Here is a 12,233-nt window from a genome sequence, read left to right as displayed (position 1 = left end):
GGCGGCACAATGATCTAGGCAAACGTTATATCTCAGCGGCGGCGGGCAGGCCGCAGGCCATGGCCCCGTCGAGCCATGGCCTGCGGCCTGTTTCCGTGCGTTGTCAGCGGAGCGGGACGGCGGGCTCCCAGTCGTCGTCGGTGACGGCCTCGGCCTCCCGTGCGAAGTCCGCCGGGATCTGCTCCTCGGCGGGTGCGTTCTTGCGGGCCGTCGCGATCGTGACGGCGATGCCGATGAGCGCGACCGCGGCCGAGGCGGCGAACGCGGCGAGAGTGGCGGCGTCCGGGTCGATCAGGGACTGGCCGCGGGCGGCCTGCCAGACGGTCGTGACGCACACGCCGAGGTAGCCCAGGCCGAGCGAGTGGACGATGCGGGCGCGGACCCGCTCGTCGCGCAGCCAGGCCGAGCGGNCGGCCAGCGCGCCGAGCACCAGCGCGGCCACGATGAGCACCTGGATGCCGTGGAGTCCGAGGAAGTGCGGCACCCGCAGGTCGCCGCCGGTGACGCTCCAGCCGGTGAGGAACATGCCGTTGCCGTCCGGGTCGCCGACGCCGTGCCCGGCGCTGAGCTCGACCGGGTCGCCGTAGGCGTCCTCGGCGACCCGGCGCTCCTGCTCGGCGACCCCGAGGATGAAGAACGCGGCGGCCATGCCGAGGGTCGAGAGCAGCAGGCCCCAGCGGATGACGGCGGTGACGGCGCGGTCGCCGATGCGCTGCCACAGCACGACGATCGCCATCACGATGTTGATCATGAACATGGTCGGGACGCCGTACTGGAAGGCGCCCTGGACGATCGTGTTCGACAGCTCCTCGGAGGTGTTGAAGTGGCTGTAGGTGCCGAGGGAGGCGGCCATGGCGACGACGCCGACCTCGAAGACGCTGATGACGGCGAACGCGGTGCCGGACCACCAGCCGAAGCGCCTGGCGCGGGTCATGTGGCCGATGAGCCAGGCGAGCGTGAGGTTGTAGGCGGAGAAGGCGAAGGAGAACTTGAAGACCTTGACCCACACCGACTCTCCCATGAGCGTGCGGTCGTCGACGAGCATCGCGGCGAGGGCGAAGACGGCGAGAGCGGCGAGGCCGATGCCGGTGGCGGTCAGCGGGCGGTGCCAGCGGAGGGGAACTGCTGGTGCGGAAGCGGTGTTCATGTGCGGTGGCCTTTGCGGTCGCGCGCCGTCGAGCGAATGACGCGGTTCCGAGCCGTCATCGCTTGGGGGCGTTGCGGTTCCGGGGGCGTCGTCGGGGCGCTGTCGGATGCCTTCCACGCTATGGAGTTTCTCGCCCGATCACAGTGACGCGCGCTGGCCGAATAAAGGTGGGGACAGCCTTACCTCCGCGGCGATACGATCCGGTCCCATGGCGGTCTTTTACGTTGTGCAGCACGGCGAGAAGGAGCGCTCGGCCGGTGATCCGGGCCTGACCGAGCGGGGGCGGAGGCAGGCGGCGCTCGCGGCCGAGCGGCTGCGCGGCGCGGGTCTGACGGGCGTGTTCGCCGGTCCGCTGCGGCGGGCGCGGGAGACGGCCGAGGCGGTGGCGGCGGCCTCCGGCCTGGAGGTGCGGACCGACGCGCGGCTGACCGAGCGCATGAACTGGGACGGGAGCCTGCCGATCGCGGCGTTCCTGGAGGAGTGGTCGCGGGCGAGCCGGGACCGGGACTTCGTGCCCTCGGTCGGGGACTCGTCCAGGGCGGCCGGTGCGCGGTTCCGGGAGTTCCTGGTCGAACACGGCGGCGGCGACGCCGTGCTGGCGGTGGCGTGCCACGGCGGCGTGACGGTCGACCTGCTGCGGACCCTGCTGGGGGACGACGGCGTGCCCGAGTCGCTGCTGCGGGAGGGCGTGCCGTCGGGCGCGGTGACGACGCTGCGGGGCTTGGAGGTCGTCGAGATCGCCTCGGTGAGCCACCTCGAAGGGATGGAGTCGGCGCACCGGCCGTGACGATGCGGCAGGGCCGCCGCAGTCTGGAACGGGCGCGTTCCGCACGGCGGGCACCGAGAGGCTCGGCGGGCCTTTCCGGGGCGCAGTAGAGGCGGACGCGAAAAAATTCTCCGATTCGCGGCAACCTTTGCGGCCCCGGCGGCGACTGCACCGTAGGTGCGGCAACCCGGCTCCGCCGCACCCACAAACACAACGACTTCGGATCGGATGAAGATGAGGCGTCCCGACAACGCCGCCATCCAGGCGTACGCGTCCGCCGAAGGCTCGATCGCCGTAGCTGATCGGGGGACCGACGGGCATAGGCACGCGGTAGGTCTCCTGGCGAACGAGCAAGACGCGACCGGCGCCGCGTCGACGGGCACGCACCGCCCGGCAACGACTCGCGCGAGCGCCGAAGAGCGGGCGTGCGCGGGCGGACTTCCGCCCGCGCGCGCTCCGCTGCTAAAATCCGGCTCCCCTATACCTTCCCGCATCCGGAGGGCCGAGTTGGATGTCCCCGCCCCTCGAGAAGAAGCCGCCTTCCGCGCCTTCTTCGAACGGCACCACGCAGAACTGGCCCGGTTCGCGTGGCTGCTCCTCGGCGAGAGGGCGGCCGCCGAAGACCTCGCGGCCGACGCGATGCTAGCAGTGTGGCGGCAGTGGGGCCGGGTCGAGCGCTCGTCGTCCGAGATCGCCTATGCGCGCGGCATCGTCGCCAACCTGGCCAAGAGCCGGATCCGCTCGGCCGTCCGCGAGCGCCGCCGCAACGCCCTGTTCTGGCTGCGGCCGGGCGAGGCGGCGAGCGAGCCGAACATCGCGGCCGTCGTGGACGTGCGCCGGGCGCTGGCCCGGCTCCCGTTCCGCAAGCGGGCCTGCGTCGTGCTGCGCCACTCGCTCGGGCTCTCCGAGCTCGAGACGGCCGAGGCGCTCGGCGTCTCGGTCGGGACGGTGAAGAGCCAGACCTCGAAGGGCCTGGCCGAGCTGCGGAAGATACTGGGGCCGCCCACCGGTGGCCGTGGCGGGTCCGCTTGGGGCTCAATACCGAACGGGGTAGGGCAATGAGCGACGACCTGCCTGGGCGGCTGCGGGCCGCCGCCGAGGACTTCGAGCCGGACGGCGAGCGGATGTGGAACCGCGTCGCCGACGGGATGGCCGAGCCGGCCGCGGTCAAGGCCGAGCCGGTGCGCCGGCGCTCGCGGCTGCCGCATCTGGCGATCGCCACCGGAGCGGTCGTGGTGCTCATCGGCGCGATCGTGTTCGCCGGCTACGTCATCAGCCCCGTGGGCGATCGGATCGCCCCGGCCGGGCCGCCGACGAGCTCGCAGGCCGAGCCGTCCGACGCGGTCGAGCCCTCGGAGCGGCCCGAATCGGTGGACGAGGTCGACTACCTCACCGGCGGGGCGCGGATCAACGGCAACATCAACGACTACTGGTCGCAGAGCGAGGTGACGCTGCGGACCGACGAGCCGATCACCGAGCTGACCGTGGAGCTCCACGTCGTGATCGGCGCGGACGTCGAGTTCACCGGCTCGTGGACGACCTCGGACGTGTACTTCGAGCGCGCCGAGGTCTTCGAGGAGGACGGCTACCTGGTCTTCCGGTGGACGCTCGTCGAGGGCCAGACCGTGCAGCCCGGCGAGTACATCCTCTCGGGCCAGTACGACCACGGCGACGGGCCCAGGGAGACCGACGGCGACTACTTCGTGGTCGAGGCCGCCTCCGCGGCGGGCCCGAGCACGGTCGTCGGCGACGTCGCACCGGCGACGTGACGACGGCGGGGCCGGGCCGACCGCTGAGTGGTCGGCGCTCACCGCTGTGCGACCACCACTGTGCGATTACCGCTGCGCGACGGTCGCGAACACTCCTCGCACGGCCGTCCCGTCCGGCCGGGTCCATCCGGCAGCGACATGCCCCGACGACTGCGCGGCCTCCCCGGGCCGCAGGACGCGCTCGATCCGGACCTCGTCCCCCTCGGCGGGGCCGGTGCCGTGCACGGTGACGGTCGGGTCGGGGGTGTCGCTCTCGCTCTGGTGCTGCGGGATCGCCTCGCCGCGCAGGAGGGCGCGCAGCTGCGCCGTCACCACCGGGTCGTGGGCGCCGTCGTAGATCCAGCGGGGCCCGAGCACGCCGTGCTCGGAGACGCCGATCAGCGACTCCTCGGGCATGCCCTCCAGGGTCGCGCCGCGGTAGGCCATCGGCACCAGGTACGCCACCGGTTCCCGCGCAGCGGTGTCCGCCACGACCATGAACTCAATTCCGACCTCGCCTTCGGGGTCGTCGAGACGGAAGCCGCCTGCCTTGGCCAGTTCCGGCGCCGCGGACTCGCCCGCGTACCAGGGCTGTTTCGGCAGCCAGCCGGTGAGCAGCTCCAGTTTGCCGGGCGTCATGGTGGTGCGGTGGATGAAGGCCATGCGAACTCCCTCAGGTGTAGGTCCGGTTCCGTCCTTCGTCAGGATCGAACCTATCGGAAACGACGGTGCTTCGCCGAACGGCCGTCCGAGTGCGGGGCGAGTCGTAACATATATCCTGTATGGCAACCGTAAACCGCAGCATCCGCCGAGCGCGGACAGGTCATCATACATGTCCTATGTGGTGACCGCGGGCCTCCGCATCCGCCGAGCGCCGAGCACCGGACAGGTCATGACATATGTCCTGTGTGGTGACCATGGGCCGCGGCGGCGCTCAGCCCTGGAGGGTGATGAGCTCGAAGGTCGTGGCGTAGCGCGTGCCGAACCGCTCGCCGCTCGCGGCGGCGAAGCTCTCCAGGAAGCCGCGGGCGTAGGTCTCGGGCTCGACGTCGCTGAGCGCCGTGATGTAGGTGCGGTGCTCCAGCAGCGAGGCGATCCCGGCCTCCATCGTCTCGGTGGTGTCGACCGCGTGCGTCGCCTGCGGAGAGGCGGCCAAGGCCACCCAGCGCACGCCCGCCCACGGTTCGAGCTCGCCGTCGAGCTGCTCGGGGAAGATCCATCGGTTGCCCGCGTCCACGGCCGCGTCCAGCACCGACTCGCCCACGGCGCGGTGGTCGGCGCTGTTCCAGCCGCCGGGCTGGAAGTACTCGCGGGGGTTGAGCGTGACGATCAGCTCGGGCCGGTGGCGCCGGATGGCGGCGGCCAGATCGCGGCGCAGTGCGACGCCGCCCTCGATGACGCCGTCGGGGTGGTCGAGGAACTCGACCTGCTCGACGCCGACGATCGCGGCGCTGGCGCGCTGCTCGGCCTCGCGCAGGGGCGCGCACTCGGCGGGCGGGAGGGTGTCGATGCCCGCCTCGCCGCGGGTGACCATGAGGTAGGCGACCTCGCGGCCCGCGCCGGTCCAGGCGGCGACGGCCGCCGCGGCGCCGTACTCCATGTCGTCGGGGTGGGCCACGATCGCCAGCGCGCGGGTCCAGTCGGTCGGCATCTCGAGCAGTTCGGCCATGTGGATCAGTATGCCTCGCTTCAGCAGGCGCAGGAGACTCCGGCGGCGGGAACGGTCAGCGGATCGGGTTCGCGGGCGCTGACGCCTTCGTCGGTGGCGACGGGCAGGCCCTCGCGGATCCAGTACTCCATGCCGCCGAGCATCTCCTTGACCTGGTATCCGGCCCGGGCGAACGCGGCGGCGGCGCGGATGGCGCCGTTGCAGCCGGGGCCCCAGCAGTAGACGACGACCGGTTCGGCGCGGTCGACGAGTTCGGGCGCCTTCGCGGCGATGTCGTCGGTGGGCAGGTGGACCGCCTGCGGCACGCGGCCCTGGTCCCAGGCGGCCCGGCCGCGGGTGTCGACGAGCGTGAAACCGGGCTCGCCGCTCTCCAGGGCCGCATGGACGTCGGAGACGTCGGTGCGGAAGGCGAGCTGCGAGGTGAAGTAGGCGAGGGCGTCCGCGGGCGAAGCGGGCGGGACGCGCAGCACGGGGTTCTCCATGGCGTCGAAATTACATGCCGGTACAGAACACGATTTGCATCGGTACAAAGAGATCCGATCGCCCCGCATGCAGAGCGGCATGATCTCGTCGGCTCGATCCGGGTCGCCCGGGTCTGGGATCGCCTCCCGCGCAGAGCGGCGTGATCGAGCCGACGACGTGGAGCGGCTCCCCGGTGGCAATCGCCCTCAGCGCAGAGCGGCGTGGTCCCTCAGCGGCCCCGGACTCAGACCAGCTCTGAGGTCGTCCCCCACCCAGAGCGGCGTGGTCCCTCATCGGCCCCGGACTCAGACCAGCTCTGAGCTCATCCCCGCGCAGAGCGGCGTGATCTGCGGCACGCCTCCCTTGCGTCGGGGGGCTGCGGTAGGAGGATGGTGGGCTGTACAGCGATTCCGAGTAGACGGGCTGAACGATGTCACCGACGACCGCACCTACCGTCACCCTCCCGCACGGCGCGGCGATGCCGCGCCTGGGCCTGGGCACCTGGCCGATGGACGACGCCGAGGCCGAGCGCGTGATCGCCGAGGCGATCGAGATCGGCTACCGCCTCGTCGACACCGCCGAGAACTACGGCAACGAGCGCGGCGTCGGCCGCGGCCTCAAGGCCTCCGGGGCGGCCCGGGAGGACCTGTTCGTCACCACCAAGTTCAACAAGAAGTGGCACGGCGTGGAGCTGGCCGCCGAGGCCTTCGAGCGCAGCGCCGACCGACTGGGCGTGGACTACGTCGACCTGCTCCTGATCCACTGGCCGAACCCGGCCCAGGACAAGTACGTGGAGGCCTGGCAGGGCCTGGCGCGGCTGCTCGAACAGGGCCGGGTGAAGGCGATCGGCACCTCGAACTTCAAACCGTCGCACCTGGAGCGGCTCATCGACGAGACCGGCGTGGTCCCGGACGTCAACCAGATCCAGCTCAACCCGGGTGTCACTCGCGAGGCGCCGCGCAGTTTCCACGTCAAGCACGGGATCGTGACGCAGTCGTGGTCGCCGATCGGCGGCGAGGGCGTCGACGTCCTGAAAGAGCAGGTGATCGTCGACCTGGCCGAGCGCCACGGGAAGACCCCGGCGCAGATCGTGCTGCGCTGGCACATGGAGCTGGGCCTGACGGCGGTCCCGAAGTCGAGCGATCCGGAGCGTCTGGCGCAGAACCTCGACGTCTTCGACTTCTCGCTGAGCAGCGAGGACGTCGCCGCGATCTCGGGCCTGGACAAGGGCGAGGAGGCCGCGGCCGACTCGGATTCCTTCGGCCACTGAGCCTTCGCATACGACGGCGCCCCGGCGGTTCCGCCGGGGCGCCGTTCGCTCACTGGAAGCCGATTCGCCGCCGACCGCCTCGGAAGGCGAGCGGCCCGGCGGCGGGTCAGTCCTTCTTGGCGAGCCAGCCGCCGTCCACGGGCAGTTCGGCGCCGGTCACGTAGCTCGCCTCCTCGGAGGCGAGGAAGGCGACGGCGGCGGCGACCTCGTCGGCTCGGCCGACGCGGCCGACAAGGGTGGTGTTCCCGGCGTAGACCATCTCCTCATCTGTCGTGCCAGCCCAGTGCGTGGTGTAGATGGGGCCGGGCGCGACCGCGTTGAACCGCACGTCGGGTGCGTATTCGACGGCGAGCTGCCGGACGAGCGCGCTGAGCCCGCCTTTCGCCGCGGCGTACGCGGTGTAGCCCGGTTGCGAGCGGTGGGCGTGGACGGTGGTGATCGCCACGACCGCGCCGCGCGCGGCCCGCAGCGGCTCGATGAGGGTCTTGACGCCGAGGTAGGTGGCCTTGAGCGTGCCGCTCTGGGTCCGGTCCCAGTCTTCTTCGGACAGCTCGTGGGGCGCGCCGTTGGTGCTGGTGAAGGCGTTGGAGGCCAGGACGTCCATGCGCCCGTGGACGTCGAGCGCGGCCGAGGCCAGCGCCTCCCAGTCGGCGAGCCTGGACACGTCGCACCGGACGAAGTAGACCGATCCTTCGGTCTCCTCGGCGATGCGGTTCCCCGCCTCCTCGTCGATGTCGGCGACGTAGACGGCCGCGCCCTCGCTCGCGAGGCGGGCCGTGCAGGCCGCCCCGATGCCCTTGGCACCGCCCGTGACGACGGCGACTTTGCCTTCGAATCGGTTCATCGATCCACCGTATCGGTCGGAGAGGCGAACCCCGGCGTCGAACCGGAATTTCTCGCCGACACGGCACCGGCGTCGCCGTCCCCGCGATCCGCACCAGCGGAGCCCGCATCGGACGCATCGGTGGCCCGGCCTCCTCGGGGCCGCTCCGCGCATGGGACGGCCGGACCTCGCACGCGACTCGAGCGCGCGGACCGTGCGTAGATGCCGTCCTCGGTGATCCCGGCGCGGGCGCACGCGACGCGAGCGCGGACCGTGTGGGGCGCGGTCAGACCGTGAACACCATGACCGAGACGGCGGTGGTCCCGTCACCCTGCTCGGTCAGCTCGATGTCGAGGTGCCAGCCCTCGTCTTGCGGGGCGTTCGGCTCGTCCCACGAGATCTCCAGGCACGCATCGGCGTCCGTGCACGACTCGGTCACCGGTTCGAAGCCGGGCAGCTCGTCTGCGAGCCAGGCGTCGACGTCCGCCTGCGGCGCGGTGAAGTCGACGGTTTCGAACGCGTCCTGGAAACCGCCCTCCGTGCACTCTGCCTCGGACTGCTCGACCGGGAGCGTGGTGAGCCCGGCGGTGTCCAGGACGCCTGCGCAGTCGGTCGGCTCCCCATCGGCCCCGAGCGGCTCGTCGGAGACGACGAGCCACAGCGCCAACCACACGAAGAGGGCCACGAAAACCGCCGGAATCCCTGCGACGACAAGCCAGAACCACCACCGCTTCCTCAGCGGTTTCCGCTGGTCCACAACGCCTTCGCTCATGCCGAACCAGTTTATGCAACGTCTGCAAGTGGGCCTGGACGCGGCATGTCGGCAGGGGCCCCGGTCGGGGGCGGCCGACACCGCTGTCCCCCACCGGTTCGAGCCGACACCGCTGTCCGCCACCGGTTCGACTCACGCTGGACGCACCGCACGCGACCAGCGCAGCCGCGCACGCGAGTCGAGCACCCCGGGCCGGACTGCCGTAAGGTGGCATGAGGGCCCCTTGGAGATTCGGAGATCGCGGTGCCGGAGCGTCCCCCTCGCGCCATCCACGTCAGCTCGCTCGCGCCCAGAACCGATCCGCTGCGGTCCACTCCACGAGTCCGCTTGGAGTTCGAGGGCCTCCTCACCGAGCTGGGCACCGTGGTTCAGCACAAGCTGCGTTTCGACCTCGACCAGATCGAGATGGTCGGAGACGCCGATGTCGATCGGTTCGACAACCTCCGCAGACAGGTGCGCGAATCGACGGATCTGAAGATCGTCCACGTGGTCGGACACGGCGAGATCGACAGGGACGGGTTCCTGCACCTCATTCCCCCATCAGGCCTGACCGATGACCGGACCATCCTCCAGAACCTCTGCGCGGTCGCTCAATCCGCATGTGCGCAATCCGAAGACCGCGAAATGCTGCTGGTAATCGACGTCTGCCAAGCGGGGGCGGCGGTCGACCGCTTGGGACTCGAACAACTCGACCACGTCTGGATAGCGGCGGCTGCGACACCGAGCCAACCGACCTATGACGGCGTCTTCACACGGGCGTTCACCGCGACGCTGAACGACATCGCGGCCGGGAGGACCAACACCGACCCCGGCGAAGCGTACGTGTCGATGCAGACCTTCCGCGACATGTTCGGCACCCATCTTCGAAGGTTCGGCGTCGACACCGGCACGTACGGCCCCAGGCCGAAGCTGGTCGGCAAGTTCTCCGCCATACCCGACCCCTCATCGAAGATCTTCCGGAACCGGAACTACGACGACAAGGTCGCGAGCCGCCGCGACAGCCGCTCGAAATTCGACCCCGCCCTGCACGAGTACCTCGACGACGGCTTGGACGTCGAGCACTTCGACAACCGCGTGGGCGCGCACTTCACCGGCCGCCGCACCGTGCTGCGCGAACTCGGCTCGTGGTTCACCGACACCGGGGGCCGGTCGAACCTGGCGATCGTGACCGGCAGCGGAGGCGTCGGCAAGTCGGCGGTGCTGGGGGCGATCGTCCTCACGCAGCACCCGCAGATCATCGAGAATCCCGAGTACGGGCAGTTGGGGCGCGCCCTGCGCAAGCAGTACCCTGCCGCCCTCAACTACGCGCGCCTGCCGTTCCCGATCGCGGCCGTCCACGCCAGGCAGATGCGCATCGAGCAAGTCACCGCCTCGATCACGAAGCAACTCGCCCGCCAACTTCGGCCGGGGGCGATGCCGGACGAGCCGACACCGGACGGCCTCATCGCAGCTTTGAAAGCACTCGATGAGCCTCCTCTACTGTTGGTCGACGCACTTGACGAGGCCATAGGACCGGAGCAGATCGCCGACACCCTGCTGCGCGGTCTGCTCCAGCAAGCCAAGCGAGACGACGGCAGGCCGGTCTGCCGACTCCTCATCGCCTGCCGCAACGAGACCACCGCTCAGAAGCAGCTGCTGACGCGCCTCCAGACGGCGAGTACCGAGCCGACTCCCCACGACCTCGACCGCACGCCCACCGACGAGCTGCATGTCGACCTGTCCGAATTCATGCACAAGGCGCTCGAACCGCCCACAGGCGGAATCACGCTGAACGCCAAACGGATCGCCGAGGCGACGGCGGACACGCTGGCCGGGAGTGCCGAAGACGACGAATCGGCGGCGCATCGGGACATCGGGTATGGGGCGTTCCTGGTCGCCAAGCTCTACGCCCGGCACCTCCAAAGGACTGGTCTCCTCGACAGACCGGAGCAGGCTCTGGCGACCATTCCCAGGACGCTACCGCAAGTCTTGGAGATGGACCTGCTCGAATCGCACTACGAATACTCGTCACTCGATCGAAGGTCGGTCCTGGCCGCGCTGGCTCACGCCCGAGGCGAAGGAATGCCGGCCTCGATCGCGGGCCTGCTCGCGGTCAAGGTCTTCAACGGCGGGGACGACCTTGACACAGCCGCACTGCTGCGCAGCACCGACATCAAGATCTACCTGCGCACCTCGGTCGACCCCGACAGCGGCGAGACGCTGTACCGCCTGTTCCACCAATCACTGGTCGACCATCTTCTCGCCCATCCCCGGAAACCGGCCGAAACGGAGATCGTCAATTGAGCGTCTCACCCGAAGACTCGGAAGCCGTCACCCGAGCACTCATGGACGCTGCCGGGGAGGCCGACTGGTCGAACGCGAACGCCTACCTCAAACGGCACACCGCCGAGCACGCCGCTGATGCCGGTCTCCTCGACGAGTTGATCCAGCAACGGGACTTCCTGCCCAACGCCGATCCAGAACACCTCATGCCGGTGCTCTGGAGTGTCCAGGCCCCTGAAGCTCGCCTCGCCGCCAACGCCTATCGATACGCGGCCTCTGAGCACCGGACTGCCACGGATATCAAGCAGCGAGCCGCCACGATCCGCCGTGACTTCCTTCGTATCGGTATCGATCCCGACACCGTTACTTCCTCGGGGGCATGGGATCTGCAGTGGTCGATAGGAGGTGACCTCCATCCTGCGATGGTCGGCCTGCTAAACGGCCATACCGGATCAGTGGGCGCGGTCGCATTCGGCCACCTTGATAACCGACCCATCGCCATCACCGCCAGCCACGACCGGACAGCTCGCGTTTGGGACCTGACCACCGGCACCCAACACGGTCCCACCCTCACCGGACACACCGAATCAGTGACCGCGGTCGCATTCGGCCACCTTGATGACCGACCCATCGCCATCACCGGCAGCCGGGACAGGACCGTACGNCAGCCGGGACAGGACCGTACGAGTCTGGGACCTCAACACCGGCACCCCACACGGTCCCATCCTCACCGGACACACTCGACTAGTTAGCGCGGTCGCATTCGGCCACCTTGATGACCGACCCATCGCCATCACCGGCAGCCGGGACAGGACCGTACGNNNNCGCGGTCGCATTCGGCCACCTTGATGACCGACCCATCGCCATCACCGGCAGCCGGGACAGGACCGTACGGGTCTGGGACCTCAACACCGGCACCCCACACATCATTTTCACTGGACACAGAGGATGGGTAAATGCGGTTGCATTCGGACAAATGGACGACCACCCTATCGTCATCACTAGCAATGACGACCAGACTATGCTGGTATGGGAGCTTAAAACCAGCTTCCAGCGCAGCATCTTCACTGGGCACATCGGATGGGTGAACGCGGTCGCATTCGGCCACCTCAACGACCGACCCATCGCCATCACCGGCAGCGACGACCGGACAGCGCGCGTCTGGGACCTAACCACCGGCACCCAACACGGTCCCACCCTCACCGGACACACCCACGCAGTGAACGCGGTCGCATTCGGCCACCTTGATGACCGACCCATCGCCATCACCGGCAGCCAAGACGAGACCGTACGGGTCTGGGACCTCAACACCGG

General features: G+C 69.6%; 14 protein-coding genes and 1 pseudogene. 9 read left to right on the top strand and 6 right to left on the bottom strand.

Annotated features, from left to right (window positions below; all coding sequences use genetic code 11):
* Positions 1-1,355 precede the first annotated feature (1,355 nt).
* The 3 genes from YWW_RS34345 to YWW_RS0119850 all read left to right on the top strand — a co-directional run bounded on the left by YWW_RS34345 (position 1,356) and on the right by YWW_RS0119850 (position 3,682).
* The gene (locus YWW_RS34345; RefSeq protein ID WP_051815922.1) at positions 1,356-1,934 is read left to right on the top strand and encodes a histidine phosphatase family protein; all 579 of its coding nucleotides are present in this window, start codon (positions 1,356-1,358) and stop codon (positions 1,932-1,934) included.
* 486 nt (positions 1,935-2,420) lie between these two features.
* Positions 2,421-2,975 (top strand): SigE family RNA polymerase sigma factor, encoded by a 555-nt coding sequence (locus tag YWW_RS31735; protein ID WP_051326075.1) that lies wholly within the window; start codon positions 2,421-2,423, stop codon positions 2,973-2,975.
* Complete coding sequence (locus tag YWW_RS0119850; RefSeq protein ID WP_026931478.1) at positions 2,972-3,682, top strand: hypothetical protein; 711 nt, start codon at positions 2,972-2,974, stop codon at positions 3,680-3,682. Before YWW_RS31735 ends, YWW_RS0119850 begins: the two co-directional genes overlap by 4 nt.
* A 66-nt stretch (positions 3,683-3,748) precedes the next feature.
* On the opposite strand, the gene YWW_RS0119845 is transcribed toward YWW_RS0119850, so the two are convergent.
* The 3 genes from YWW_RS0119845 to YWW_RS0119835 form a co-directional block, all read right to left on the bottom strand.
* Entirely contained in the window at positions 3,749-4,324 is a 576-nt protein-coding gene (locus YWW_RS0119845; RefSeq protein ID WP_026931477.1) for a maltokinase N-terminal cap-like domain-containing protein, read from the bottom strand.
* 271 nt (positions 4,325-4,595) lie between these two features.
* Positions 4,596-5,330, bottom strand: coding sequence for a PIG-L deacetylase family protein (locus YWW_RS0119840; protein ID WP_026931476.1), 735 nt, complete (start codon positions 5,328-5,330; stop codon positions 4,596-4,598).
* A 20-nt stretch (positions 5,331-5,350) separates the two neighbouring features.
* Complete coding sequence (locus tag YWW_RS0119835; protein WP_026931475.1) at positions 5,351-5,812, bottom strand: rhodanese-like domain-containing protein; 462 nt, start codon at positions 5,810-5,812, stop codon at positions 5,351-5,353.
* A 410-nt stretch (positions 5,813-6,222) separates the two neighbouring features.
* On the opposite strand from YWW_RS0119835, the gene YWW_RS0119830 reads away from it, so the two are divergent.
* Positions 6,223-7,062 carry an aldo/keto reductase gene (locus tag YWW_RS0119830; RefSeq protein ID WP_026931474.1) on the top strand — a complete coding sequence of 280 codons (840 nt, stop codon included), beginning with the start codon at positions 6,223-6,225 and terminating at the stop codon, positions 7,060-7,062.
* A 106-nt stretch (positions 7,063-7,168) separates the two neighbouring features.
* Here YWW_RS0119830 and YWW_RS0119825 read toward each other — a convergent pair whose 3' ends face one another.
* Positions 7,169-7,906 carry an SDR family NAD(P)-dependent oxidoreductase gene (locus YWW_RS0119825; RefSeq protein WP_026931473.1) on the bottom strand — a complete coding sequence of 246 codons (738 nt, stop codon included), beginning with the start codon at positions 7,904-7,906 and terminating at the stop codon, positions 7,169-7,171.
* Positions 7,907-8,171: 265 nt separating this feature from the next.
* Positions 8,172-8,657: a hypothetical protein gene (locus tag YWW_RS0119820; protein ID WP_155830286.1), complete on the bottom strand. Its 486-nt coding sequence runs from the start codon at positions 8,655-8,657 to the stop codon at positions 8,172-8,174.
* Positions 8,658-8,900: 243 nt separating this feature from the next.
* Between YWW_RS0119820 and YWW_RS0119815 the strand changes: the two genes are divergently transcribed.
* On the top strand, positions 8,901-10,940 hold the full coding sequence (locus YWW_RS0119815; RefSeq protein ID WP_155830285.1) for a P-loop NTPase family protein: 2,040 nt from the start codon (positions 8,901-8,903) through the stop codon (positions 10,938-10,940).
* Positions 10,941-10,945: 5 nt separating this feature from the next.
* Here YWW_RS0119815 and YWW_RS37505 read toward each other — a convergent pair whose 3' ends face one another.
* A complete protein-coding gene (locus YWW_RS37505; protein WP_245595471.1) occupies positions 10,946-11,335 on the bottom strand; it encodes a hypothetical protein in 390 nt (129 codons plus the stop codon).
* Between the two features lie 6 nt (positions 11,336-11,341).
* On the opposite strand from YWW_RS37505, the gene YWW_RS38315 reads away from it, so the two are divergent.
* The 4 genes and pseudogenes from YWW_RS38315 to YWW_RS38300 form a co-directional block, all read left to right on the top strand.
* Positions 11,342-11,671: a WD40 repeat domain-containing protein gene (locus YWW_RS38315; protein ID WP_425402706.1), complete on the top strand. Its 330-nt coding sequence runs from the start codon at positions 11,342-11,344 to the stop codon at positions 11,669-11,671.
* The gene (locus YWW_RS38310) at positions 11,643-11,768 is read left to right on the top strand and encodes a hypothetical protein (protein WP_425402705.1); all 126 of its coding nucleotides are present in this window, start codon (positions 11,643-11,645) and stop codon (positions 11,766-11,768) included. Before YWW_RS38315 ends, YWW_RS38310 begins: the two co-directional genes overlap by 29 nt.
* Positions 11,767-11,901: pseudogene (locus tag YWW_RS38305) on the top strand (hypothetical protein); the annotation flags it as partial. The gene YWW_RS38310 and the pseudogene YWW_RS38305, both read left to right, overlap by 2 nt.
* The coding region (locus tag YWW_RS38300; RefSeq protein ID WP_245595470.1) for a WD40 repeat domain-containing protein at positions 11,896-12,233 on the top strand (338 nt) is incomplete at its 3' end. The pseudogene YWW_RS38305 and the gene YWW_RS38300, both read left to right, overlap by 6 nt.

The organism is Glycomyces tenuis DSM 44171, assembly GCF_000427885.1.
Lineage (GTDB): Bacteria > Actinomycetota > Actinomycetes > Mycobacteriales > Micromonosporaceae > Glycomyces > Glycomyces tenuis.
This window is presented reverse-complemented; position numbering and strand designations above follow the sequence as displayed.

Coding starts and splice junctions, on each gene's coding strand:
- YWW_RS37505 (WP_245595471.1), bottom strand. CDS start 11,335: ATGGAGGTCACCTCCTATCGACCACTGCAGATCCCATGCCCCCGAGGA.
- YWW_RS0119820 (WP_155830286.1), bottom strand. CDS start 8,657: ATGAGCGAAGGCGTTGTGGACCAGCGGAAACCGCTGAGGAAGCGGTGG.
- YWW_RS0119830 (WP_026931474.1), top strand. CDS start 6,223: ATGTCACCGACGACCGCACCTACCGTCACCCTCCCGCACGGCGCGGCG.
- YWW_RS0119840 (WP_026931476.1), bottom strand. CDS start 5,330: ATGGCCGAACTGCTCGAGATGCCGACCGACTGGACCCGCGCGCTGGCG.
- YWW_RS0119850 (WP_026931478.1), top strand. CDS start 2,972: ATGAGCGACGACCTGCCTGGGCGGCTGCGGGCCGCCGCCGAGGACTTC.
- YWW_RS0119835 (WP_026931475.1), bottom strand. CDS start 5,812: ATGGAGAACCCCGTGCTGCGCGTCCCGCCCGCTTCGCCCGCGGACGCC.
- YWW_RS34345 (WP_051815922.1), top strand. CDS start 1,356: ATGGCGGTCTTTTACGTTGTGCAGCACGGCGAGAAGGAGCGCTCGGCC.
- YWW_RS0119845 (WP_026931477.1), bottom strand. CDS start 4,324: ATGGCCTTCATCCACCGCACCACCATGACGCCCGGCAAACTGGAGCTG.
- YWW_RS0119825 (WP_026931473.1), bottom strand. CDS start 7,906: ATGAACCGATTCGAAGGCAAAGTCGCCGTCGTCACGGGCGGTGCCAAG.